The organism is Micromonospora polyrhachis (assembly GCF_014203835.1).
Lineage (GTDB): Bacteria > Actinomycetota > Actinomycetes > Mycobacteriales > Micromonosporaceae > Micromonospora_H > Micromonospora_H polyrhachis.
Window position 1 is genome coordinate 21,036 of record NZ_JACHJW010000001.1, and the last position, 23,245, is coordinate 44,280.

The 23,245-nt window shown below is 66.4% G+C and carries 23 protein-coding genes, 1 pseudogene and 1 riboswitch; of the genes and pseudogenes, 9 read left to right on the forward strand and 15 right to left on the reverse strand.

Translation table 11 applies throughout. The annotated features are described in order from the left end of the window. Positions 1-945: 945 nt before the first annotated feature. The gene (locus FHR38_RS00105; protein ID WP_184531660.1) at positions 946-1,791 is read left to right on the forward strand and encodes a hypothetical protein; all 846 of its coding nucleotides are present in this window, start codon (positions 946-948) and stop codon (positions 1,789-1,791) included. Positions 1,792-2,409: 618 nt separating this feature from the next. Here FHR38_RS00105 and FHR38_RS32695 read toward each other — a convergent pair. The 3 genes from FHR38_RS32695 to FHR38_RS00115 all read right to left on the reverse strand — a co-directional run bounded on the left by FHR38_RS32695 (position 2,410) and on the right by FHR38_RS00115 (position 4,447). Further along, positions 2,410-2,673: a toprim domain-containing protein gene (locus tag FHR38_RS32695; protein WP_312881677.1), complete on the reverse strand. Its 264-nt coding sequence runs from the start codon at positions 2,671-2,673 to the stop codon at positions 2,410-2,412. Beyond that, positions 2,651-3,241, reverse strand: a complete 591-nt coding sequence (locus tag FHR38_RS00110; protein WP_281384763.1) for a TIGR02679 domain-containing protein — start codon at positions 3,239-3,241, stop codon at positions 2,651-2,653. The genes FHR38_RS32695 and FHR38_RS00110 overlap by 23 nt, the downstream gene beginning before the upstream one ends. Positions 3,242-3,340: 99 nt before the next feature. Next, positions 3,341-4,447 carry a bifunctional NAD(P)H-dependent oxidoreductase/GNAT family N-acetyltransferase gene (locus FHR38_RS00115; RefSeq protein ID WP_184531663.1) on the reverse strand — a complete coding sequence of 369 codons (1,107 nt, stop codon included), beginning with the start codon at positions 4,445-4,447 and terminating at the stop codon, positions 3,341-3,343. Between the two features lie 56 nt (positions 4,448-4,503). Here FHR38_RS00115 and FHR38_RS00120 point away from each other — a divergent pair, with 56 nt between their 5' ends. Then, positions 4,504-4,953: a MarR family winged helix-turn-helix transcriptional regulator gene (locus FHR38_RS00120; RefSeq protein WP_184531665.1), complete on the forward strand. Its 450-nt coding sequence runs from the start codon at positions 4,504-4,506 to the stop codon at positions 4,951-4,953. A 224-nt stretch (positions 4,954-5,177) separates the two neighbouring features. On the opposite strand, the gene FHR38_RS00125 is transcribed toward FHR38_RS00120, so the two are convergent. Further along, positions 5,178-5,357 carry a hypothetical protein gene (locus tag FHR38_RS00125; protein ID WP_184531667.1) on the reverse strand — a complete coding sequence of 60 codons (180 nt, stop codon included), beginning with the start codon at positions 5,355-5,357 and terminating at the stop codon, positions 5,178-5,180. Positions 5,358-5,485: 128 nt separating this feature from the next. Here FHR38_RS00125 and FHR38_RS00130 point away from each other — a divergent pair. The 4 genes and pseudogenes from FHR38_RS00130 to FHR38_RS33425 form a co-directional block, all read left to right on the forward strand. Further along, positions 5,486-5,770: pseudogene (locus FHR38_RS00130) on the forward strand (ArsR/SmtB family transcription factor); the annotation flags it as partial. Positions 5,771-6,077: 307 nt separating this feature from the next. After that, a complete protein-coding gene (locus FHR38_RS31730) occupies positions 6,078-6,173 on the forward strand; it encodes a hypothetical protein (protein WP_246446806.1) in 96 nt (31 codons plus the stop codon). 5 nt (positions 6,174-6,178) lie between these two features. Beyond that, entirely contained in the window at positions 6,179-6,568 is a 390-nt protein-coding gene (locus FHR38_RS31735) for a hypothetical protein (protein ID WP_246446206.1), read from the forward strand. Positions 6,569-6,647: 79 nt separating this feature from the next. Further along, on the forward strand, positions 6,648-7,121 hold the full coding sequence (locus FHR38_RS33425) for a DUF998 domain-containing protein (RefSeq protein WP_376771455.1): 474 nt from the start codon (positions 6,648-6,650) through the stop codon (positions 7,119-7,121). 104 nt (positions 7,122-7,225) lie between these two features. On the opposite strand, the gene FHR38_RS00145 is transcribed toward FHR38_RS33425, so the two are convergent. Beyond that, positions 7,226-7,906: a hypothetical protein gene (locus FHR38_RS00145; protein ID WP_184531671.1), complete on the reverse strand. Its 681-nt coding sequence runs from the start codon at positions 7,904-7,906 to the stop codon at positions 7,226-7,228. Between the two features lie 266 nt (positions 7,907-8,172). Here FHR38_RS00145 and FHR38_RS00150 point away from each other — a divergent pair, with 266 nt between their 5' ends. Then, entirely contained in the window at positions 8,173-8,766 is a 594-nt protein-coding gene (locus FHR38_RS00150) for a hypothetical protein (protein ID WP_184531673.1), read from the forward strand. A 362-nt stretch (positions 8,767-9,128) separates the two neighbouring features. Here the strand turns inward: FHR38_RS00150 and FHR38_RS31435 are convergent, their stop codons facing one another. From FHR38_RS31435 to FHR38_RS00165, 3 genes are all read right to left on the reverse strand, one after another. Further along, entirely contained in the window at positions 9,129-9,290 is a 162-nt protein-coding gene (locus FHR38_RS31435) for a hypothetical protein (RefSeq protein WP_221448848.1), read from the reverse strand. A gap of 965 nt (positions 9,291-10,255) precedes the next feature. Next, positions 10,256-10,765: a DUF2199 domain-containing protein gene (locus tag FHR38_RS00160; protein ID WP_184531677.1), complete on the reverse strand. Its 510-nt coding sequence runs from the start codon at positions 10,763-10,765 to the stop codon at positions 10,256-10,258. Positions 10,766-11,095: 330 nt separating this feature from the next. After that, positions 11,096-12,064, reverse strand: a complete 969-nt coding sequence (locus tag FHR38_RS00165) for an alpha/beta hydrolase family protein (protein WP_376771456.1) — start codon at positions 12,062-12,064, stop codon at positions 11,096-11,098. 132 nt (positions 12,065-12,196) lie between these two features. Here FHR38_RS00165 and FHR38_RS00170 point away from each other — a divergent pair, with 132 nt between their 5' ends. After that, positions 12,197-12,790, forward strand: a complete 594-nt coding sequence (locus FHR38_RS00170) for a TetR/AcrR family transcriptional regulator (RefSeq protein WP_184531679.1) — start codon at positions 12,197-12,199, stop codon at positions 12,788-12,790. A 249-nt stretch (positions 12,791-13,039) separates the two neighbouring features. Here the strand turns inward: FHR38_RS00170 and FHR38_RS00175 are convergent, their stop codons facing one another. The 3 genes from FHR38_RS00175 to FHR38_RS00185 all read right to left on the reverse strand — a co-directional run bounded on the left by FHR38_RS00175 (position 13,040) and on the right by FHR38_RS00185 (position 15,501). Beyond that, the gene (locus tag FHR38_RS00175) at positions 13,040-13,804 is read right to left on the reverse strand and encodes an amino acid ABC transporter ATP-binding protein (protein WP_184531681.1); all 765 of its coding nucleotides are present in this window, start codon (positions 13,802-13,804) and stop codon (positions 13,040-13,042) included. 5 nt (positions 13,805-13,809) lie between these two features. Further along, positions 13,810-14,604, reverse strand: a complete 795-nt coding sequence (locus FHR38_RS00180) for an amino acid ABC transporter permease (RefSeq protein ID WP_184531683.1) — start codon at positions 14,602-14,604, stop codon at positions 13,810-13,812. Between the two features lie 78 nt (positions 14,605-14,682). After that, positions 14,683-15,501: a basic amino acid ABC transporter substrate-binding protein gene (locus FHR38_RS00185; protein ID WP_184531685.1), complete on the reverse strand. Its 819-nt coding sequence runs from the start codon at positions 15,499-15,501 to the stop codon at positions 14,683-14,685. Between the two features lie 322 nt (positions 15,502-15,823). Here FHR38_RS00185 and FHR38_RS00190 point away from each other — a divergent pair, with 322 nt between their 5' ends. Beyond that, positions 15,824-16,366, forward strand: coding sequence for a HEAT repeat domain-containing protein (locus FHR38_RS00190; protein ID WP_184531687.1), 543 nt, complete (start codon positions 15,824-15,826; stop codon positions 16,364-16,366). On the opposite strand, the gene FHR38_RS00195 is transcribed toward FHR38_RS00190, so the two are convergent. The 4 genes from FHR38_RS00195 to FHR38_RS00210 all read right to left on the reverse strand — a co-directional run bounded on the left by FHR38_RS00195 (position 16,351) and on the right by FHR38_RS00210 (position 23,114). Further along, positions 16,351-16,701, reverse strand: coding sequence for a hypothetical protein (locus FHR38_RS00195; RefSeq protein ID WP_184531689.1), 351 nt, complete (start codon positions 16,699-16,701; stop codon positions 16,351-16,353). The two genes, FHR38_RS00190 and FHR38_RS00195, sit on opposite strands and share 16 nt — an antisense overlap. 100 nt (positions 16,702-16,801) lie before the next feature. Then, entirely contained in the window at positions 16,802-19,045 is a 2,244-nt protein-coding gene (gene metE / locus FHR38_RS00200) for a 5-methyltetrahydropteroyltriglutamate--homocysteine S-methyltransferase (protein WP_184531691.1), read from the reverse strand. Between the two features lie 115 nt (positions 19,046-19,160). Continuing rightward, a riboswitch (cobalamin riboswitch) is annotated at positions 19,161-19,371 on the reverse strand. Between the two features lie 303 nt (positions 19,372-19,674). Beyond that, positions 19,675-20,685, reverse strand: a complete 1,011-nt coding sequence (locus FHR38_RS00205) for a ribonucleotide-diphosphate reductase subunit beta (protein ID WP_221449273.1) — start codon at positions 20,683-20,685, stop codon at positions 19,675-19,677. Between the two features lie 38 nt (positions 20,686-20,723). Next, positions 20,724-23,114 (reverse strand): ribonucleoside-diphosphate reductase subunit alpha, encoded by a 2,391-nt coding sequence (locus FHR38_RS00210; RefSeq protein ID WP_184531695.1) that lies wholly within the window; start codon positions 23,112-23,114, stop codon positions 20,724-20,726. Positions 23,115-23,245 lie beyond the last annotated feature (131 nt).

The following is a 23,245-nucleotide window of genomic DNA, read 5'->3' on the forward strand; positions in this document are numbered from 1 at the left end:
GACGATGTACTCTATTCCGGCGGACGTGGACGTGGCCAATTCGGTATCGCTGACCAGCCTGCTGCTCTCACGTGGGTTGCAGGTCCCACACGGTGCCTCATACGAATGCTGATGAAGCGATTCAATGCGGTCAGGTCTGCCTCGGATCACCGGCGGAACCGCGAATGGGGTTCGGTCGGGCGGGGTGGCTCGGGCAGAATGTCGTGGTGATTTGGAGCAGACACAACAACGGGGCTACACCACCTTTGATGGTGGGAAAGGACAGGCTACTCGAGGCAGTGCAGGTTGCGGTCGACGAGGCTTGGGCGGGCCGGTGGGAGTCGTTGAACCGTCTGGTTGAGGTGCTGCTGGAGGTCGATGACGCGGGTGATGAGGTGGTGGGACGGTCGGCGTTGGCATTGGTGGCCAGGGCTCCGGGGTTGGTGGTCCGTCTGGACGAGCACGCGCGGTCGGGGCCGTGGTACGGCCCGTACCGGGAGCCCGCGTTGCGACGAATCTCGGAGCGGTTCGTAGACGTGTCGTCGGGGCACGTGGCGATGGCGCTGGCAAGCATGCATGGTGACGGGCGGATCCGACAGCGGGCGGTCGAGGCAATGGTTGGTCGTCCCTGCGTGGAAATAATGCCGTTCCTGGTGCTGCGTACCGCTGATTGGGTCAAGGTGGTACGGGATCAGGGTCGGGCCGGACTCGCGGTGCTGCTCGCCGATGAGCCTGCCGCATACTTGCCGGTCGTCTTGCCGATGGCGCTGCGCCTTGAGGCACGCGCGTGCTGGCTTCGCCGTCAACCAGGTACACGCAACCGTGCTGGCGGCGACAGAGCAGGTGTGGCGTGCCTTGCTCGGCTCGGGTGGTTGCCGAGAGCGACGGTTTATGTTCGACATCGTGATGGCGCTGGGACCGCTGCGTATCACAGATTTCGTAACCTTTGCTGAGTCGGATCCGGATGTGGGGATACGGACGCGGGCGGCGGAGGCGGCGTGCCGTGAGGCGGTCTGGACCCGCCGGCCCGACGTCCTGCAGCGTTTGGCTCGGTCTGCGCGGGCCGAGGTGCGGGTGGTGGCGTTGACCGGGCTGGTACGGGTCGGCCAGGACGCCTACGTTGCCGGGTATCTGGACGATGATGCGCCGTTGGTGCGGGCGGTAGCCCGGGACGCTACCCGTCGCCTCGGTGTCGACGTCCGGGAGCACTATCGGACCGCAGTCAACACCGATGTGCCTGCGTTGGGGGCGATAGCCGGGCTCGCCGAGACCGGCTCGGCCGCAGACGCGCCGCTCTTGCGACGAATGCTCGACCATCCAAGTTCGAGGGTCCGCGTCCAGGCGGTACGGGGGCTGCGTCTGCTGGACGAGATTCGGGCGGCCGACGTGGTGTTGGTGCGGGATCCGTCACCGGCCGTGGTGCGGGAGGCAACCCTGGCCCTGCGCCCACTGGTCAGCGCTCTGCCATCAGGCCTGCCATGGGAACTACTCGCAAACGATCGAATGGAGTTACGCCGGGCAGGCTACCGACTCCTACGCGGCTGCGGTATCGACATCGAGTTGTGTGCGGCTTTGATTCTGGCCGTCGACGCGGAGCCGCGCCTGGCCGAACGGGGCAGGGCTGATGCCACCCGCATCACTCGTGACGTGACGCGAACTGCCTGGCACTACGCCTCTGGGCCCGAGCTGCCTGTCACCGCGGCGAAGCACGCTGAGCTCGTGGCCTTGGCGTCCCGAGCCGCCGAGGCGATCGGAGAGGAAACCAGCCGGCAGCTCATCGGCTGGTTGGCTAACAGCCGCCCGGGCGAGTAAGACTTTTCCACACGGCCTTCCTTGGCAAGTTGCGACGGTACAAGCTCGGGTAAGGCCTTGTAGAGGGTGCTACGGGAGACACCGTTTAGCGTGGCGCTCGACGACATCGACCGGGTCCGGCTCGGCGAGCAGTTGCATCGCGTGCGCGACTTCTTCGGGGTCATAGCCGTGGGGTGGCCCAGTCGTTGGCCTTGGGCACGTCGCCGGGTCCGGTCGGCGCATCGCCCGCAATGGGCCTGCACGCCGACGATGCTGGCCAGGCCAGTGACCACCACTAAGCCCCCGCCTCCCCGCCGTTCAAATCGTCGGTCTATCAGGCCGATGGGGTGGATCAGCGGCTACGTCGGCATATGTATCGCGCGCGGGTCGCATGCTGGTTCACCGTAACGTCCGACGTCCGGCTCCAAGTAGCCGAGTAGCCGGGAGATTGGTCTCCCTCCGGCTACTCGGCCATCGGCAGGCCCTGATGCTGTGGACTTCAGTTGTCGCCGCCGAGGATGCTAACCCGGCGCCGACCTCGTGGCAGCGGAACCTGGCAAGTAGGCGTCGGCTCCGTCCGAACCACCACACGGCGGCGACAGCGAGTTCGCACGATCGCTGCCGACCGAAGAGGCCGGGTCATGCGAGTTCAGAGCGGCTGACACCGAAGATTCGTGCCAGAAGAACGTCATGTTCCTGGTAGATTGTGATCGTTTCGGCAGTGAACGCACGGAGCGGCTCACCTTCGCGCAGCCTGGGCCAGGGTGTAACCGGCGGGTGATGTAGAGCCTCGGAGGCGGTGTCGTCGTCCATCGCGATCAAATCGGCACCATAGGTCGATGCGACGACCGCCGCGATCTGTCTGCCTGCGGTGTCGATGTCACCGGCATACCGCAGACGCACGCCTTGCGAGACAACGAGTTGGAATAGGACATGCATCGATCGCGCGCAACTGGCCACTGGTGCAAGCAATCGGTTGTCGCACCCTGGCAGTAAAAGCGATCTCCAGGACCGACGGGTTCTCCACAACCGTCAGGGTTTGCGGCGCGAGAACGGGCGGATGTTGTACGAGGTCGAGCAGAGTAAGCGCCACCGGTGCTGGTGAATCACGCAGTCGCCGGTCGATAGGTCCGTCGCCGACAACCTTGACGTTGAAGAGAAGGACGGTCGCGGAGAGCCGGTCGGCAATGACACCGACGGTGGACAGCAGCGCACGCACAAAATCCGGCCGAGCCGGCTCGGTTTGGCCGACGCGCTCGGCGACCGCAGCCACGAAGAGAACGCCGTTACGGGTGGCCAAATCGAAGTAGTGCGGATCACCGGTGATGTCGTGGGCGAGCTTCGCCAGTGGTATCGGCGGCTGGGCCGGAATGCGTCGCAGGGCTGCGGCGAGCGCGGCGATGCTGTACCGGATCTCGGTGTCGTCCTCACCGACGCCGGTGGCCCGCATGCGGGCGACGAGCTGCGGCAAATCGGGAAGCTCCTCAGTTGCGTACTGCCACAGCTGTAGCGGTGGGGTCGGCCGCTTGTCGTCGGCGAGCCCGCAGCCCTTTCTGGCGGCGGAGTCTGGTCACATGACGAAGGCGGCCGGTTGCCGCTGTTTGGTGAGGCGGACACTGCCATGCGGAACGTCTTCATCATGGGTGAGGACGTAGCCGGCGCGTTCGTACCGCTTGATGTTGTGGATGCTGCGATGGCCGGTGAACAGTTCGTAGTACGCGGTCTCCTCCTGGGGGGCCTGCTGTTCGACGTATGAGAGGAGCCAGCTACCGATGCCGTTCCCGGCCTGGTCGGGGGCCACCATGAGGCGACCGATCAGCCACGCGCGCTCATGTGCCCGGGCTCTGACCGCTGCGACGAGGCGCCCTTGTCGGCGTACGCACCACACCTGCCAGGTTGACATCGATTCGCGCAGTTCGTCGAGTGTTTCCCGTAGCGGCGACAGGTCGAGCGTGTCGTTCGCGAGGGCCTCCTGCACCCAGCAGCACCGCTGGAGCACGAGCAACTCGGCGAGGTCGTCAGGCTGGGCCATGGTCAGCCTGAGTCCGTCGACCGGCCCGGCCACGCCGGCGACCTCGCCGTCGGGCTCGGTGCGCAAGGGCCTCATCGCGGAGGCCACTCGACTCAGTTCAAGCAGCATTCGGCGAGCGGATTCATCGAGTCCTGCGGATTGCAGTACCTGCCCGTCGTTAATGCTCTCGGCGATGCGTAGGGCAACGGTGGCGCCGATAGGCAACATTCTCAGGGTGGTGACGACCTGCTTGGTCATCTGTACCGAGCGGGTGCCGGCCGAGGTGTTGCCGTAGCTGACGAAACCTACCGGCTTCCACGCCCACTCGTGGTAGAGAACATCGAAGGCGTTCTTCAATGCCGCCGGCATGCCGTAGTTGTACTCGGGTGTCACCACAACGAATGCGTCAGCTGCGGCAACCTGTCGGCTCCACGAGCGGGTGTGCTCGTGTACATAGGTACCGCTGGAGGGATGCTCGGGCTCGTCGAGCAGCGGCAGTCCGATGTCGGCCAGGTCCGCGATGTCGAGGGTGACCCCACTGGCCGTGGCCGCCGGAAGGGCTGCCTGGACGAACCAGTCGGCGATTGCCGGTCCCAGCCGTCCGGGGCGGGTGCTCGCGACGATGACCAGCACGTGCCGTGGTGTCCTCGATAGATTTGATGACATGTCACAGACCTTAGCCAGGGTATCTATGACATGTCAATGAGGTGTAGGGTAACCGGGTGGACGCTGCCTGGCTGAGCGAGGACGAGGAACATGCGTGGCGCGCTTTTCGGCGTCTGCTGATAGCGCTGCCCGAACGACTCAGCCGGGACCTGGCTCGCGACTCAGGGCTGTCACCGGCTGACTACGAGGTGCTGAGCACCCTGTCGGAGAAGCCAAACCGGCGGTGGGCGCTCAAGGACCTCGCCGCCAAAATGGAGTGGTCACGCAGTCGACTGTCCCACCACGCGACCCGCATGCAGGCGCGGAGACTCATCGACAAGGAGCCCGATCCGCAGGACGCGCGAGGCTGCATCCTGCACCTGACCGACGATGGCTTCAGGGTGCTGGATGAAGCCGCCCCGCACCATGTCGTTTCCGTACGAGCGCGCTTCCTCGATCATCTAAATCCGGACGAACTCGCGGTGCTGCGCAAACTATCGACCCGGATCGCCGACCTGCCTGACTGATGCTGCGTGAATCCATACGCCGCGTTCAACCCTTACGGGCCGGTCGCTGCCGTAACCGTCTTCGGCAAATGGCCAGAACGGCGAGGACAGGCCACTGATCCGAGGTAACGGAGCGGGGGCAGCCAAGCGGCGAGGATGCTGACCGCGCCGTCGTGAGCGAGAAGTACCCGATTCAGGCCGAGCGCGGCGATGCGGAGCCTGTCCCGTTCGAAAACTCGGTTCGGCTACCCGGCCTTCCCCTCCTCGCTGGTCAGCTCGGGCAGCACTTTCCCGCGCTGCACCCACGCTGCACCCACGCTGCACCCCAGTTCCAGTATCAGGCTGCGAGCCTGTCGAGCCACCCGGTCACCGGTCGGGTTGGCCGCAGTGCCCAGCAGGTGGGGCCGCCGGGTCACCAACTCCATCAACAACACCGCATAGATGCCTATCAGGTCAATCGGCTACCGCTCCGCGTGGTGAGCAGCGCGCCAGGGCATCTTCGCCATCTATTTGAGTCTTGACTTAGTTAAGTCAAGGCTGACCCAGTGACCGGGTGGACGCGTTCGATGTCCTCGGCGACCCGGTGCGACGCCGAATACTGGAGTTGCTCGCCGATGGGGAGCAGGCCGTCGGTTCCGTCAGCGCGGTCATCCGAATCGAGTTCGGCATCTCGTCACCTGCGGTGTCGCAACACCTGTGAGTGCTGAGGGAGTCGGGTTTCGTCACCGTCCGTCCGGACGGTACGCGACGTCTCTACGCAGTGGAGGCAGCGCCTCTGCAGGAGGTCGACATCTGGCTGGAGCGCTTCCGGCAGTTCTGGGGCCAGCGCCTCGACGCGTAGGCCACCAAACTCGTCCGTGGCAAACGGGCCACCGAACTCGTCCGTGGCAAACGCCAACGCCGCGAGCGGCTAACCAACCATGACAACGCTGTCGGGACACCAGATCGTCGTCAGGAAGCTAAGTCCGATAGCGAGGGCGAAACATGTTCGACATCGTCAACCAGATCAATGCCACCCAGCGAGAGATCGGCAATCAGGCGGTGACCACCGGCGAAGGGCGATCGGTGCTGCTGAGCCGGGTCTACGACGCTCCTAGGAGGACGTCTGGAACGCCTGCACCGACCCGAAGCGGCTCAGCCGATGGCTGGGCCCGATCGAGGGCGACCTGCGGGTCGGCGGTACCTTCCAGCTCAAGGACAACGCTGGTGGCGAGATCCTGCGCTGTGAGAAACCCACCTGATCAAGGTGACCTGGGTCTTGGGCGAAGGCATGCCGACCGAGGTCGAGGTGCGCCTGGCGGCCGGCGACGACGGCGACACCGTCTTCGAGTTGGAGCACGCCTCACCCACCCAGATCGTTGACGAGCTCGTGCGTACGTACGGTCCCGGTGGCACGATCGGAATCGGCTGTGGCTGGGACCTCACGCTGCTCTGCCTCGACTTCTTCCTGCACGGCGTGCAGTTTGATCCCGCCACGTGGCTGGACACCCCTGAGGGAAGAAACTTCGCCATCCGCAGCTGCCACGTCTGGGGGCCCGTGATCCAGGCTGCCTGGGCAACCGGTGACGACGACATCGCTGCGGCCATCGCGTTCGCGGTGCAGCACTTCGCCCCCGAGACCAACGGTGACCGCTGATGACCCACAACATCACCTCCGCCGCCGGCGGAATCCCGGGGTAATCGCCGGATCAACGAGGACGGTGCTGACCTGTGGCATGGTCGCCGGACCGCTCTACATCGTCGTGGTCGTCCTGCAGATGCTCAGCAGGGACGGATTCGACATCGGCGGATGCGGGCCCACAGCGCGTCGTCGCCGGCACCCGGCCAGCATGCTAAGCAACGGCGACCAAGGGTGGATCCAGATCGTCAACTTCGCGACCAGCGGTCGTTGTTCCTGGTGTGTGCGATCGGGCTGCGCCGAGTCCTCGGCCTCGGCGGCGAATCCCGGAGGTACGTGGGAACCACGGTTGATCAGCGTCCTCGGTGCCGGGATGCTCGGCGCGGCCGCATTTCTCCACCGACTCCGTGGAGGGCTTGCCACTCGGCACCCCGAGGGGCACACCCACCACGATGAGCTGGCACGCAACGGTGTACCTCCTGGTCGCCGGCATCGCCTTCCTCACGCTCATCGCCGCATGCTTCGTCTTCGCCCGGCTGTTCGCCGCAGCCGGCCGGCGCGAAACCTGTAAAGACGAGTCGAAAGCGGAGTTCCCGGTTCCCGCCAGTGTCGTCGCACCGAGCAGCAGGCCGACGCCAGACCGAAGGTCCGCTGCGGTCCGCAGGGAAGGCCAAATCAGTCGAACTGTCGCGAGATGATCTCCACCTGGGACAGGGCGTGGTGAGCGCGTACCGTATCGAGACCCAGCCGGTCGATCTCCCGGATCGCGTCGGTCTCCTCTGGCTGAAACACCCGCAATGCCACGAGAGGGTCACCCGGACGCAGCTTCACATCATTACTCAGAACGGCATCCAGCAGAGCATTCGCCGCCTCCGGTGCAGATGCGTCCACGTCCATGTGAACCATGAGCTGCTCACTGTCGGATCCGCCCCAGCGGGCGTGAGCGAGCCAAACCGTTCGGACGGCGGGAAACGACAGTATCCGTTCGGCGAACGCTTGCCGCAGTGCCAGCGCCAGCGGATGCGTCGACCAGATCAGCTCGACGGTCTGCTCACCCTGCGTGCGCATGCCCCGGTCACGTAGCGTACGGGCCACCAGGCCGAGCGGTACCTTGGCCCATTGCTCGGTCGAGAAGACCGCCAGCGTGTGCACACCGGTGTGCTCGGCGATGTCGATCAGACGCAACGCGTCGCAGAGCACCGCGTCGGCTGATGACGGCAGCCACTGTCTAAGGCAGGTGTCGCTCACGTACCCCGGTAGGACCGGGCCGGAGTCATCGACGCCGACAAAGATGACCGAACCTTGCCCATCAACTGGGATGTACACGCCGCCGTCGATGATCGCGGCCAGCAGCACCTCCCCCTCTTCCTCGGGCCGTCCACGGTCGAGAATGGCGGCGAGGGTCGCGTGAAGATCGGACACGTCCCAAAGCCTAGACACAGCACCCGCACATGCCACCAAGCGGGCATCAGGGGCCGCACCAGCGGGACCGGCAAGTCAGCCGGCCGCACGTGCTGAAATGAATGCGTTGGCCGGGACCGCGTATGGTCGTCGCGCACCCGGGTCGCGGATCGCTCGGCACTGGACAGCGTTCCGGTCGTCCTGATGAAAGGCGAGCTGGCGTGGGCACCGATATCGCAGGCGGCTTAGAAATTCGGCCCTCCGGGCCGGGCTCACCGTGGCTACTTGCCGACCTCAGTCTGGATGCCCTACCTCGTCACTACGATGCCTTCGGACTGCTGTTCGGTGTGCGGAACTACGCCGGGTTCGCACCTGTTGCGTCCGGCCGTGGCCTACCGGAAGACGCAAGCTCCGACCTACTCGGTCTCCAACTCACGGACGGCGAACACGATCACACCTGGGTGGCGTGGGCGGAGTTGGCCCGCGTCGACTGGACGACGCAGGCGCCCCGCGTGGACGACCGGATCCACGAGTACGAGCTGACAGGCGAAGGCCCACGCTTCGTCGGCAAGTCCGCCCGCCATGGGAATGCCTGGCGGACGGTGGCCGGCGAGGACGCCGACCCTCGGGGTAGCAGCTACCCCGAGGGGACCGCATGGCGTACGCACGATCGATTGTGGCGTGTGGAGCGCCTATCCCACGGCGACGTGTTGCGCGTCGACCCGCAGTTGCGCGCGCTGTTCGACACCATGCGCAACCTTGCCGAGCGGCATGGCGACGACAATGTGCGGCTGGTTGTTTGGTTCGACAGCTGAGCAGGTGGCTGCCGGGCCCTGACGATGCGGCCACACCCCAACGTCCACTCATGCCGCCGAGCAGACGCCAGGGACCGCACCTGCGAGACCGGCCACTCACCCGACTACTCGTCCCGCTGACAGTGTGGTGGCCGGCTCAGCCACTTCGCTTGGCCGATGGCGGGAAATGGCTTGCGCAGCAGCTCACCGTTCTTCCCTAATCATCTGATGATCGCTGAAGACGTCCGACGCGTAGTGGGACTTGCCCGTCGAACTCTCGCGACAGCGACCCACCTCGACTGGCACACGCCGGCCGGCGGACTTGGCTGGAGTTGCTGGGAGACCGTCGAGCACATGAGCGACGACCTCTTCGTATATGCCGCTCAGCTCGGTCCGGCGAGCCCGTCCACGACCACCCACGTCCCGTTCGGCTGGTGCCGACGTCGCGAGGGCGCCCCGGCGTTGACGGTCTTCGTGGACCCGGCCGAGGGCCCGGCCGGGTTGGTGCAGGTGTTCGAGACCTGCGGGGCAATGCTGGCGGCCATAATCGAAACCGTGCCACCGGATCGGCAGTCATTTCACATGTACGGCCCGTCCGACGTATCCGGGTTTGCCGCGATGGGTGTGGTCGAGGTCCTAGTGCACATGTACGACGTGGCCGCCGGGTTGAATCTCACCTGGTCTCCACCTGCCGATCTTTGTACGGGGGCGTTGCGCCGGCTATTCCCCTCCGCGCCCACGGACAGCGAACCTTGGCCGACACTCTTGTGGGCCACAGGACGAGTAGCTCTCCCCGGCTTACCGGCGCCAGCCTCTTGGACGTGGAACGGCGCTCCCAGGCCCCTGCACACCGACCCGGCCTGACCAGAGTTGGGTACATTGGTCTGCCGCAATCAACGCGTCATCCGTCACCCGTCATCCGTCATCCGTCACCCGTCACCCGTCATTCGTCACTCGTCACCCGTCAGGCGTGACGGCTCGGATCGTCGTTCGGTGACGGCCCACGAGTGGGCGGTGTCGGAGATGAATCCCGGCCCCTGCCGGTGATCCCAACCGCCTGTTCACGCGCCCGGTTCAGGATCGCATCCGCCTCCCGCCGGGCGGCGGTCACGATCCTTTCGGATTCAAGCCGCGCCTCGGCGCAGTGGTCACCGGCCTGCTCCTCAGCTAGTTCGAGGATTTGTTCCACCCGGGTGCCCAGGCCGCCGAGTGTGGGGCTTTCGAATCCGCCGGCGTCGTTCCGCGGCGACCGCTGTTCCCGCAGTCGTCTCGTCGCCGGCCACCCCGGCATCCTCGTCGCGGTCGACCAGGTCATCCCCACGAGATCAGATTCCGTCGTACCGATTAGGGAGAGTCCGATGCCAAGCGCGGTAATCGCGACGCCGGACCGGACGGCGGCCGGCCCGAGGGACGGACCGACCGTGGCACCGACGCCCAGGCCGAAAAGGACCGCAGCAGTCCTGGCCGGCTTCCGATGCCAGTTCATGAACTGGATGCATCGCGCGGCGTGTCACGCCATGGGATGGAGGACCAGCTCCGCGATTTCCTGCACTCGTTCCACCGTGATGCCGGTGCGCTGTTCCACCGCCAGAGGATGATCAGTCGGTTCGAGGATCACATGCGGCCGGGTGCCGACCTCATCGGTGTGCACCTCGGTCTTGAGATTCAGCGTTTCCGCCGGATAGACAGGAAGCTGGGTGGACAGCCAGCCGAAGTACGCCGACTCCTGTTCCCGGCCGGGAGTCGTCCATAGATCCACTGTTCGGCGGAAGTTGTCCCTACTCAGCGACACCCAGACGCCCCATTCGAAGTCTGTGCCGACATCAAGGACGGGGATGACCAGGCGCGCCCGGACGAAGTAGTGCCGTGCCTGGATGATGCAAATCTCCTCCTCAAGAACGCTGCTCTCGTCCCCGGCAAGCTCGTCTTGCCAGTACGCCGGCGCCTGCGCACCGTACGAGAACGGAACACCTTCATGGCGCTGCCCGCAGCCCCGGCACACAAACCCTTGATCAATCACGACGTGACGGTACAGCCCTGTCGGTTCCCCATACCCGATACCGCCCGCTGCCGTTTCCGGATCTGCCTTGCCCTGACCATCTCCTCTGCGAAACAGTTCGGGACAGCCTGCTCGAGGTCCGGTCCTCGCCGCGGGCTGGCGCAGGCCGCGTGCGTTCGGCTAGCCGCTTGACGACGGGCGGCGCTTCATCTGGCCTCCCACCTGCAACACCAGCCCGCCTGTGTGAGCTGACGCGGTTCGGGGTTCGTCCATCAACTGGGCAGCTTTGTACCGAGGTGACGGCACCAAGCTGCCCAGTCGGACCGTAGGTACTGCCGGACTTTGTGCCGCTTACTTGCAGTCGATGCGACCCGACGCATTGGGGTCGGCTGCCAGTGCATCGCGAGCGACTTGCCAGGCGGGATCGCCGGGGTAGAGATGGCTGCGGAGATACGCGCTGGTGAGCAGGGCGATCGTCGCGACCCGGGCGGGGTTCTCGTCGGTGGTCTCGGCGACGTCGTATCCGGAAATTCCGCCCAGGCAATGTTCTGCACCGTAGAGGGTGAGCAGGGCTTTCGGGCCTGGGGCGAGGTGGTACGGGTCGGCGTGCCAGTCCGGGCCCGCGACCGTGAGGAAGGCGGAGTCATCCTTGTCTCCGGCCACCACGAGGGCAGGTGTGGCCATGGCGGAGAAATCAGTGGTCGTCAGGAACGGATAGTTCTCGGTCACGAATGCGGTGACGGCGTCGCCGCCCCGGCCGGTGGCTGCGAGCAGCACCCCTGCCTTGATCCGGTGGTCGGCTAGGTCCACGACCGTTGCGTCACGGGGATCAGTGAGGCGTGCGCCCAGCAGCAGGCTGGCAGTGTGCCCGCCCATCGAGTGCCCGGCCACCGCTACCTTGCCACGGTCGAGGCGCCCGGCCAGTTGCGGGACCGCGGCTTCGACAACGTCGAGTTGGTCGAGGATCTGGCTCATGTCCTCGGCGCGGGTTCGCCAGTGCTGCGGGTCGTGGCCGCTGGGGTTCACGGCGGGATTCTGGCTGAGCGTCTTCGAATCCAGGTGGGTGGGCTGGATCACGGCGAAGCCTTGCGCGGCCCAGAAGCCGGAAAGGGGGGCGTAGCCGTTGAGTGAGGACAGGTGGTGGGAAGAGCCCAGTCCGTGCGAGAGCAGGATGATCGGCAGGCCACTTCCGGTCATTGGGGCGGAGACCCGCACCTGCAGGTCCACGGCACGGCCGGGGGCGGGTAGCACTACGGGGTTGACTGAGAAGACGGGAGTGGGCGCCGATATTTTCATGGACGTGGATTCCTTTTCGTAGATCCGCTGTCCGCCACCGGTGGTCGTCTGCACGGCCGGGGCGACCGGAACGCTTCCGCTAGACTCGAAGCGGAACGTCGTTCCACAACGATACGGAACCTCGTTCCGTTTAGTCAAGTGTGATGCAGAGGAGACATGGTGGCCGCGAGTCAGCCTGCGCAAGTCCCGGCCCGAGGCAGGCGGGCTGATGCCGTACGAAACGAGCAGGCGCTTCTTGACGCCGCCGCCGCGGTATTCGTCACCTCCGGCGTCGACGCGCCGATACGTGAGATCGCCACCCGAGCGGGCGTCGGCATCGGGACGATCTACCGCCACTTCCCGTCCCGAGCCGATCTCGTCATTGCCGTCTACCGTCACCAGGTGGAAGTCTGCGCCGAAGCAGGCCCAGCCCTACTGGAAGCAGCCGAGTCACCGTTCGCGGCGCTGCGCCAATGGGTCGATCTGTTCGCTGACTTCCTGGTCACCAAGCATGGGCTGGCCAACGCCCTGCAATCGGGCGATAGCGGCTTTCAGGCTCTGCACACGTACTTCCTCGACCGGCTGCTTCCTGTCTGCGCACAGCTACTGCAAGCCTCAGCCGACGCCGGTGAGATCACCTCCGGCATCCAGCCTTACGAACTCATGCGCGGCGTCGGAAACCTGTGCATCGGGCACGACAGCGACCCCCGTTACGACCCCCGCCGCCTGATCGAACTGCTCCTGCAGGGAATACAGCGATCGCAGCGATAGTCACCCCGGTCACGCCTGACAGTCTGCCGCCTCCCGACGGACGACGCTCCTAGGCATCCCGCCTCGGTGCCCGCATCCCGCCGGCCAGCCGGGCAAGCCGATGACCCCGACGACGCAGCAACGTACGGCGGGGAAGCGAACCGGGTAGTTCACAGGCGTACGCGGAGTGCCGACGAAGTATTCGTCACACGTTGTGGCGGTCGTCGCCCGACGGATGCGGCGGCTCCGTAGACCGGTCGGGCTACCTAGCTACGCGATGTGGGTCGGGTCGAGGACCCGGGACAGGAACGAGCGGGTGCGCTCATGCTGCGGCGCGCCGAGCACCTCCTGCGGCGGCCCCTGCTCGACCACCACGCCACCGTCCATGAACACGACCCGGTCAGCGACTTCCCGGGCGAACGCCATCTCGTGGGTGACCACCATCATCGTCATGCCATCCTCGGCCAGCTTCCGCATGACGGTGAGCACGTCGCCGACCAGTTCCGGGTCGAGGGCGGAGGTCGGCTCGTCGAAGAGCATCAGCTTGGGGTCCATCGACAGCGATCGGGCGATCGCCGCCCGTTGCTGCTGCCCGCCGGAGAGCTGCGCCGGGAACGCCTCTGCCTTGTCGGCCAGACCGACCCGCTCCAGGTTGTCCCGCGCGGTCCGTTCAGCCTCGGCACGTCCACGGCGGAGTACTCGGCGCTGGGCGATGGTGAGGTTGGCCAGCACGGTCAGGTGCGGAAAGAGGTTGAACGACTGGAAGACCATGCCGATGCCGCGCCGTACGGAGTCGATCTCGACATCCGGGTCGGTCATCTCGATGCCGTTCACCCAGATCCGACCAGCGGTCGGCTCCTCCAGCAGGTTGACGCAGCGCAGCAGGGTCGACTTGCCCGACCCGGAGGGTCCGATGACGCAGACCACCTCGCCGTGGCCGACCTCGAAGTCGATGCCCTTGAGCACTTCGAGCGCTCCGAAGGACTTGTGCAGGTCGCGAATCTCGACTGCGGGTCGGGGTTGGGCCGTCGTCATGTGGGTCACCGAGCCTTCGCGTAGCGGAGTTCGAGGCGTCGTACCACCTGGGACAGGGGCAGCGTGATGACCAGGTAGGCGAGGCCCGCCACCAGCAGCGGGGTGGCGTTCACCCGGTCGTTGAGCATGTCCCGACCGAACTTGGTGACCTCGATGGTCTGCGCTGTCACGCCGAGCACGTAGGCGAGCGACGAGTCCTTGGTGAGCAGGATGAGTTCGTTCGTCAGCGGCGGGATCACGATCCGGAACGCCTGCGGGATGACGATGGTGCGCATCGCGGTGAAGTGCGACATGCCGAGTGTGCGGGCCGCCTCCATCTGCCCCTTCGGTACGGCCTGGATGCCGGCGCGAATGGTCTCGGCCATGTAGGCCGCGGCGGTCAGCCCGAGACCGATCGCAATCGAACCGAACACGCCACCCGGAATTTCCCGCTCCGGGAAGGCGATGGGGATGCCGTACCCGACGAGGAAGAGCACCAGCAGGGCGGGCAGACCCCGGAAGAGCTCGATGTACGCCGTCGCCACCCAGCGGTACGGGGCCACCCGGGACAGCCGCATCAGCGCGAGGATGGTGCCGAACACGAGGCCGAAGGCGAAGGCGCCCAGCGTGTAGAGGATCGTGTTACGCAGCGCGACGGTGATGATCTCCGGAAACATCGACTCGATGATGTCGACGCGGAAGAACGCCTCTTTCAGCCTGCCCCAGTCCGCGGCGAAGGCCACCACCGCGATGACGGCGAGGAAGGCCAGGTACTGGAGCCAGAGAGACAGCCGCTCTCGTTGGCGGCGTCGCAGCTTCACGGTTCGATGCTCCTTGCTACCCGAGGTTGCCGATCCGGAGGGCGCGCGGCGCGCGCCCTCCGGTCATGCGACTTCAAATCAAGCGGCCGGCCGCTTGCCGATCCACTTCTCGTAGATCGTGTCGTAGGTGCCGTCCTGCTTGGCCTTGGCCAGCACGTCGTTGATTTTCTTGAGCAGCTCCGGGTTGCCGTCCTTCTTCACCGAGAACCCGTACTGCTCGCCGGTGTCGAACTCGGCCGCGACCACGAAGCCGCCCGGGTTCTCCTTGAGGTACTCGGTCCAGACCGGCAGGTCGTTGATGCCGGCCTCCACCTGGCCGCTGGCGACGGCCTGCTGAAGAGCCGCGAGGTCCTCGAACTCCACGAGCTGGAGGCCCTTCTCCTTCTCGAACTTGCGGGCGTAGTCGCGGCCGGTGGTCGCCGCCTGGACGCCGAGCTTCTTGCCCCGCAGGTCGTCGAACGACTTGTACGGCTTGCCGGCCTTGACCAGCATTGCCTGCGTCGCGTCGAAGTAGGGATCGGAGAAGTCCATTACCTTCTTCCGTTCCTCGGTGATCGTCATACCGGCGGCGGCTGCATCGCACTTGCCCGTGTTGAGATCCTGGCCGGACTTGATGCCCTCGAACGGCGTGTCGACGATCGTCTGCTCGACGCCCAACTCCTTGGCGACCAGGTCCAGCAGGTCGACGTCGAATCCGACCACCTTGCCACCGGCGTCCTTCGACTGGAACGGCGGGTACGGCAGGTGGGTGCAGACGGTCAGCTTGCCCGCCGCGACCAGCTTGACCCCGCTCGCCTGGACCTCGCCCTCATCCTTCTTGGCGCATCCCGCGCTTAACGACAGGGCGGCGATCGCCACGACGAGGCCAGCCTTGCGGGCTGCGCTATGGAACCTCACGGCTGTGTCCCTCCGGTTCGGCTTCCCTCGTGCCGGGCAGCCAGGGTTGGCTCTAAGACAGTTGTGTCAGGGGACGCTACATCATCCGATCAGTCGTACCTAGACGTGCTGTCCAGGGAGTTGGTCATGGTGCTGTCTCTGCTGCTGGCCGGCGATCCGGACGGTAATCTACGGACCTGATTACGGCGGCCGAGTCGGACCCTGATGTGCGGATCCGCGTGCAGGCCGCGGAGGCGGCCTGCCGGCAAGCCGTGTGGACCCGTCGGGTCGACCTGCTGCACCGGCGGCCGACAGTCGCCACGCCGAGGTACGGGCGTACGCGGTGACCGGTCTACTCCGCACCGGTCTCGACGAGAAGGCAGCCGGCTATCTGGACGACGAGTCCCCGCCGGTACGGGCAATCGCCCGCGACGCCGCCCGCCGCCACGGCACGGACATCCTCGGGCACTACCGCACCGCCGTAACCGACGTGGCACCAACCGGGCCCGGCAGTATCGACGGGCTGGCCGAAACCGGGGCAGCAGCCGATGTCGCATTACTACGGCCGCTGTTAAGCCATCCCTCGGGGAAGATCAGATCCCACACCGTGCGAGCGCTACGAAAGTTGGACGGCGTCGAAATCGACGTGCTGACACCGCTGCTGCACGACCCGTCACCAGCCGTGATACGCGAAGCGACGGCAGCGCTACTCCCCCAGCATCACAGACTGCCCACCGCCTTGCCGTGGCAGCTACTGGCCGACCCACGAACCGAACTACGCCGACCCACGAACCGAACTACGCCGACGCACGAACCGAACTACGCAGAGCCGGCTACCGACTGCTTCGCCCGCAGGCGACCGCCGCGTGGCTACGCGCCGCACTGACCCTGGCCGTCGACCCCGACCCCCAGCTTGCCCGCCGCGGGCTGGCCGACGCCACACGACTGGCTCGCGACACCGCCCGGACCGGATGGCGGCGGACCACGACGCCCGAACTGGCCGTCACCACCACCGAGCACGCCGATCTGACCACCCTGATCGATCGTGCGGCGCCGATGCTCGGCGTGGACACCACGCGCCTGTTGACCGACTGGCTCGCGGCGCGAACCGATATCGACGGCACCGACCCAGGGTTGACGCCGCTGTTGCTCCACCCGCGACAGCGGATTCCGGTTCCACAACCACTGAATCGTCGACTCCGCCCCGATCCCGTGCGGCATGCCCCGCCCCACGAAGATTCAAAGGCGGATTGGCCGAGTTCAGTGCCGATCCTGGGCCAGCCGGGTGGGCTCTCTGGGAGCCCACCCGGCGGCGGACTGGTCAGTTCTGCCGAACCTCGGCGGCGGCCGCGACCAGGTGACGCAGCGACGTCTCGACCTCGGGGTAACCACGGGTTTTCAGGCCACAGTCCGGGTTTACCCACAACCGCGGGGCTGGAACGACTGCGCCGGCCCGCACCAGCGCCTCGACCACCTCGTCACGTGAGGGCACCCGGGGAGAGTGGATGTCCCACACCCCTGGGCCGACGCCCCGGCAATAGCCGATGGCGGCGAGGTCGTCGAGGACCTCCATCTTCGACCGGGACGCCTCGATGCTGGTGACGTCGGCGTCGAGGGCGGCGATCGCGTTGATCACCTCACCGAACTCGCTGTAGCACAGGTGGGTATGAATCTGGGTATCGTCGGCGACACCACTGGTGGCGAGCCGGAATGCACCGACCGCCCAGTCCAGGTACGCATTCTGGTCGGCCCGGCGCAGTGGCAGAGTCTCCCGCAGGGCCGGCTCGTCGACCTGGATCACTCGGATCCCGGCGGCTTCCAGATCGTGACACTCGTCGCGTAGGGCGAGCGCGACCTGGTCCGCGGTGTCGGACAAGGGCTGGTCGGTGCGGACGAACGACCAGGCCAGGATGGTGACCGGACCGGTGAGCATGCCCTTGACCGGCTTGCTGGTCAGCGACTGTGCGTAGATGGACCATTCGACCGTCATCGGTGCCTTGCGCGCCACGTCGCCGTAGATGATGGGCGGGCGGACGCAGCGGGAGCCATACGACTGGACCCAGCCGTGCTCGGTGGCGGCGAATCCGTCGAGTTGCTCGCCGAAGTACTGGACCATGTCGTTGCGTTCCGGTTCGCCGTGCACGAGCACGTCCAGGCCCAGTTCCTCCTGCAGCCGGATGACGTGCTCTACCTCGGCTCGCATCCGAGACCTGTAGTCGGCGTCGTCGAGGGTGCCGGCCCGGTACGCGGCGCGAACCTTGCGCAGTTCGGCCGTCTGCGGGAACGAACCGATCGTGGTGGTCGGTAGCTCCGGCAGTTCCAGCCTCTGCTGCTGGGCAGCGGCCCGGTTGGCGTAGTCGCCGCGCTGCCGGTCCGCCGGGCGCAGCGCGGCGAGTCGACCCCGTACGTCGTCGTGCCGCCACTTCGTCGGGGCGGGTGGCAGCGGTGCGGGCAGGTGGGCGGTGCGGTCGCGCAGCGCACGGCCGAGCAGGACGACCTCGTCGACCTTCTGCCGGGCGAACGCGAGCCGTGCATGCAGGTCGGGATCGAGGTGGGTCTCGACAGCGAGGTCGACCGGGAGATGCAGCAGCGAGCATGAGGTGGAAACGGCGATGTGGTCGGCCAACGCGGTGACCGTTGCCCCGGCGGCGACGGCGGCCCGCAGGTCGCTACGCCAGATGTTGCGGCCGTCGACCAGGCCGGCGACGATCGTCTTGCCCCGTAGCGGACCGGCGGCGGCGAGCCGGTCGAGGTTGCCGGGCCCGGCAACCAGGTCCAGGCCGATCGCCTCGACGGGGGTGTCCAGCAGCGCCGGCAGGGCGTCACCGAGCTCGCCGAAGTAGGTGGCGACGAAGATCCGTGGCCGGGGCGCGATCTCACCGAGTCGGGTGTAGGCGCGGTGCAGGGCGTCGATCTCGGCCGGGCTGCGGTCGACGACGTACGCAGGCTCGTCGAGCTGCACCCAGGCCACGCCCACCTGGGCCAGGGCGGTGAGGATCCCGGCGTACGCCTCGACGAGGTCGTCGAGGCGGGCAAACGGGTCATTGCCCTTGGCCAGTAGCAGGAACGTGCCTGGCCCGACCAGCACCGGTCGGGTGGTGATACCCAGTTCGCGGGCTTCGGTGTACTCGCGCAGTGCCTTGGTCGGGTTCGCGGTGAAGACGGTGTCCGGACCGATCTCCGGCACCAGGTAGTGGTAGTTGGTGTCGAACCACTTCGTCAGTTCCAGCGCGGGCTCGGCGTCGACGCCACGGGCCATCGCGAAGTAGGTGTCCAGTGGGGAAAGCCCGAGCCGGGCGAAGCGACCGGGGATCGCGCCGACGGCGACGGCGGTGTCGAGCATGTGGTCGTAGTAGGAGAACGTGTTCGACGGGATCGCGTCGAGGCGGGCATTGGCCAGCGTTCGCCACACCTCGGCGCGTAGCCCGGCGGCAGTCTTCTCCAGGTGGTCGGCGTCGATTCTGCCGGCCCAGTACGCCTCGACGGCGTTCTTCAGCTCCCGGTTGGCGCCGATGCGCGGATAGCCGAGCACGGTGCTCTGGCCGAATGCGGTACTGGTACTCATCAAAGGGGGTCCTTCCCTCGAGGTGCCCGGCGGGCACGGGAGGGGAAGGCAGGGTACGGCGAGGTACCGGCTTCCGCCCTGACCCTCCCGAGAGGCCGCCGGCGGCGCACACCGGGTGGTGTGCGCAGCGCTGGCAGGTCTTCGGACTCGCGGGCATGACACCAGGTCGCCTACTGGCCGTCGCTTCCCAGACCTTCCGGTCCAGTGCTTCGTTGACGGCGGTCGTTCCCACTCACCGCTGCGGGGCAGTCCCGGTCTCTCACCGGGTTCCCTCTTGCGACGCCCCACCCTGCGGGGTGGGGCGAACCAGCACCGTCCGCCATCGTACGGGCCTGATGGTGGGATCGGCGCCAGACTGTCCGATGTTCGGGACGGTGTCTGGGCGGTGTCGGGTTGACCTGTCGTTCGACGTCCGTGGCATCAGACGGTGCCACCTGGACCGGAAGGTCGATATGGGCGTCGTGACGTCCGGGCCTGTCCTGCGGAGATTCGCGCCATGGCCGATGTGTTCCGACCGGTGGCGGATGGCTGTGACCGGGTGGTTGCTGTCCTGGGCGGCAGCGCCGCCCAGGACAGCAGACCGGCCTCTCCGGTCAGCGGACATCGTCGAATCAGAGGATGCCGGCGAATCAGAACTCGTCGTCGAAGCTGACCGAGCCGGTCACGCCGACCTGGTAGGCGGACACCCGCCGCTCAAAGAAGTTCGACAGTTCCTGGACGTCCTGGAGTTCCATGAACGCGAACGGGTTGCGGCTGCCGTAGATCGGTTCGATGCCGAGCATGGCCAGGCGCCGGTCGGCGACGTGCTGTAGATATTCCCGCATGTCGGGCAGTGACATCCCGGATACGCCCTGTTCGAGCAGGTCGGCGGCGAACTGCACCTCGCATTCGACGGCTTCGGCCAGCATGTCCTTGACCTGCTGTTCCATGTCGGCGTCGAAGAGGTCCGGTTCTTCGGCGCGTACGGTGTCCACGACGTCGAAGGCGAAGGCCATGTGCATGGACTCGTCGCGGAACACCCAGTTGGTGCCCGACGCGAGGCCGTGTAGCACTCCCCGGGAACGCAGGAAGTAGACGTAGGCGAACGCGCCGTAGAAGAACAGTCCTTCGATGCAGGCGGCGAAGCAGATCAGGTTGAGCAGGAACGCCCGCCGGTCCTCGCGAGTCCTCAGCTCACGCAGTTCGGAGAGGGAATCGATCCATTTGAAGCAGAACTCGGCCTTGCGGGCGATCGAGGGGATGTTCTCCACCGCTGCGAACGCCGCGAACCGTTCCTTCTCGTCGGGCACGTACGTGTCGAGCAGGTTCAGGTAGAACTGGACGTGCACGGCCTCCTCGTACAGCTGACGGGAGAGATAGAGGCGGCCTTCCGGGGAGTTGACGTGCTGGTAGAGGTTGAGCACCAGGTTGTTGGCGACGATGGTGTCGCCGGTGGCGAAGAACGCCACCAGCCGGGACACCAGGTGCTGCTCGGCCGGGGACAGCTTGGCCAGGTCGGCGAGGTCGGAGTGCAGGTCGACCTCCTCGACGGTCCAGGTGTTCTTGATGGCGTCCTTGAACCGGTCGAAGAACCGCGGATAGCGCATCGGCCGGAGGGTCAGATCCATGCCAGGGTCGAGCAGCATGTGCCGCTCCCCCATCGTGGTGCTGGTGCTGGTGCGGGATTCGGGAATGGTGGTCACTGGCAGGCCTCACAGCTTTCGGGGTTTTCCAGGGAGCAGGCCAGCGCCTCCTCGTCGCTCACCGCGACGATCGGCTTGGCGGCCGGGGTGACGGCGACGGTGGCCTGCTGGATGCGGGTCGCGGGACGGGACCGCAGGTAGTAGGTGGTCTTCAGTCCCGATTTCCAGGCGTACAGGTACATCGACGAGAGTTTGCCGATGGTCGGCGCACTCATGAACAGGTTCAGCGACTGGGACTGGTCGATGAACGGTGCGCGGGCGGCAGCCAGGTCGATCAGGGCCCGTTGCGGCAGTTCCCACGCGGTGCGGAACAGTTCCCGTACCTCGACGGGGAGGTCGGAGATTCCCTGCACCGATCCATCCGCCCGTTTGATCTGGTCCCGGATCGCCGCCGTCCACAGCCCTCGCTGCTTCAGCTCATTGACGAGGTACGTGTTGATCTGGAGAAACTCTCCGGACATCGTCTCGCGCTTGAACAGGTTGGACACCTGCGGTTCGATGCACTCGTAGCAGCCGGCGATCGAGGCGATCGTGGCGGTCGGCGCGATCGCCACCAGCAGCGAGTTCCGCAGGCCGTGCGCCGCGATCGACGATCGCAACGCGGCCCACCGGTCGACCTGGGCTGGCTCGGCACCCCACAGGTCGGGGTGCAGTTCACCGCGGGCCGCACGGGTCTCGGCGTAGGCCGGATGGGGGCCGAACCGCTCGGCAAGCCCGGCTGAGGTCTCCAGGGCGGTCAGGAGGATCTCCTCCTGCACCCTGGTCGACAGTTCCCGGGCCTGCGGAGAGTCGAACGGCAGGCGCAGGGCGAAGAACGCGTCCTGCAGGCCCATCAGTCCGAGCCCGACCGGCCGCCAACGCGGATTGGACGCCGCCGCCTGCGCGGCCGGGTAGTAGTTGATGTCGATCACCCGGTCGAGGAACACCACGGCGGTGCGTACCGTTGCCCGTAGTTTCTCCCAGTCGATGCCCTCGGCGGTGAGGTGGGCACCGAGGTTGACCGAGCCCAGGTTGCAGACCGCGGTCTCGGTGTCGTTGTTCACCTCCAGGATCTCGGTGCACAGATTGGACAGGTGGATCGTGTTGCCCGGCGCTCCGGTCTGGTTGGACAGCCGGTTGGACGCGTCCTTGAACGTCATCCACCCGTTGCCGGTCTGCGCCAGGGTGCGCATCATCCGCCCATACAGGTCCCGGGCCTTGACCGTCCGGACAGCCTTCTTCTCAGCCGCCCGGTACGCCTCGTCGAAGGCGTCGCCGAAAAGGTCGGGCAGCTCGGGCGCGTCGGTGGGATCGATCAGCGACCAGTCGTCGTCTGCCTCGACCCGGCGCATGAACTCGTCCGGGATCCAGTTGGCCAGGTTCAGGTTGTGCGTACGCCGGGAGTCCTCGCCGGTGTTGTCACGTAACTCCAGGAACTCCTCGACGTCCGGATGCCACGGCTCCAGGTAGACGCAGGCCGCGCCCTTGCGCCGGCCGCCCTGGTTCACGGCCGCCACTCCGGCGTCGAGCGTCTTGAGGAACGGCACGATGCCGTTCGACTTGCCGTTGGTCCCGCGGATGAGGGCACCGCGGCTACGGACGCGGGACCAGGCGATGCCGATGCCACCGGAGAACTTCGACAGCTTGGCGACCTGGTGGTAGCGCTCGTAGATCGAGTCGAGTTCGTCGCGGGGAGAGTCCACCAGGAAGCAGGAGGACATCTGGGTGTGCCGGGTGCCGGAGTTGAACAAGGTCGGCGAACTGGGCAGATACGCCAGGCTGGACATCAGACGGTAGAAGTCGATCGCCTCACCCGGCGTCTGCGACAGCCCGCACGCGACCCGCAACAGCCAGTACTGGGACGTCTCTACCACCAGACGAGACTCCGGGTGCCGCAGCAGGTACCGATCCGCGACCGTACGCAGTCCGAAGTACTCAAACCGCAGATCGCCATCCGGGTCGACGGCGTCGTCCAGCTTGCGCGCGTTACGGGCGACGAAAGCGGCGGTCGCATCCCCGATCAGGCCAAGACCGTGCGCGTACCGGATGGACTGGCTGAAACTCGCCACCCCCTGACCGCGGACCTCCTTGTCCACGAACGCCGCGAGCAGCCGCGCCGCCAGCCTGGAATACTGCGGCTCCTCACCGATCAGCTCGGCCGCCGTCTGGATTGACAGCTTGTCCAGCTCCGCTGTGGTAGCCCCGTCGTACAGGCCGCTGATCGTCTTGGTCGCGACCCGCAGCGGGTCGACCTCTTCCAGGTCGGCGACCCAGCGTTCCACCGCCTTGACGATCTTGTTGACGTCGACCGACTCCAGGTCGCCATTACGTTTACGGACCTGCATCACCCGCCGACGCTGCTCCGACACTGTCTGATCGGACGCGGCATCATCCCGTGTCACCGTCATTCCCCCTCCTCACGCCTGTCCACAAGGTCGACGGACGCGCAGGAGGACGCCACCGGGTTCCCTACGGCACACGTACCGTGCCGGCCCGGCTGAAGGCGTCGGCCGTCCCACGCGGCCTTCGACCGCCACAC

Excerpts from the sequence above, each read along its gene's own strand:
- FHR38_RS00115 (WP_184531663.1), bottom strand. The coding sequence starts at position 4,447 with ATGTCATCAAATCTATCGAGGACACCACGGCACGTGCTGGTCATCGTC.
- FHR38_RS00125 (WP_184531667.1), bottom strand. The coding sequence starts at position 5,357 with ATGGAGTTGGTGACCCGGCGGCCCCACCTGCTGGGCACTGCGGCCAAC.
- FHR38_RS33425 (WP_376771455.1), top strand. The coding sequence starts at position 6,648 with ATGGTCGCCGGACCGCTCTACATCGTCGTGGTCGTCCTGCAGATGCTC.
- FHR38_RS31435 (WP_221448848.1), bottom strand. The coding sequence starts at position 9,290 with ATGGCCGCCAGCATTGCCCCGCAGGTCTCGAACACCTGCACCAACCCG.
- FHR38_RS00170 (WP_184531679.1), top strand. The coding sequence starts at position 12,197 with ATGGTGGCCGCGAGTCAGCCTGCGCAAGTCCCGGCCCGAGGCAGGCGG.
- FHR38_RS00175 (WP_184531681.1), bottom strand. The coding sequence starts at position 13,804 with ATGACGACGGCCCAACCCCGACCCGCAGTCGAGATTCGCGACCTGCAC.
- FHR38_RS00195 (WP_184531689.1), bottom strand. The coding sequence starts at position 16,701 with ATGCCGCACGGGATCGGGGCGGAGTCGACGATTCAGTGGTTGTGGAAC.
- metE (WP_184531691.1), bottom strand. The coding sequence starts at position 19,045 with ATGAGTACCAGTACCGCATTCGGCCAGAGCACCGTGCTCGGCTATCCG.
- FHR38_RS00205 (WP_221449273.1), bottom strand. The coding sequence starts at position 20,685 with ATGGGGGAGCGGCACATGCTGCTCGACCCTGGCATGGATCTGACCCTC.
- FHR38_RS00210 (WP_184531695.1), bottom strand. The coding sequence starts at position 23,114 with ATGACGGTGACACGGGATGATGCCGCGTCCGATCAGACAGTGTCGGAG.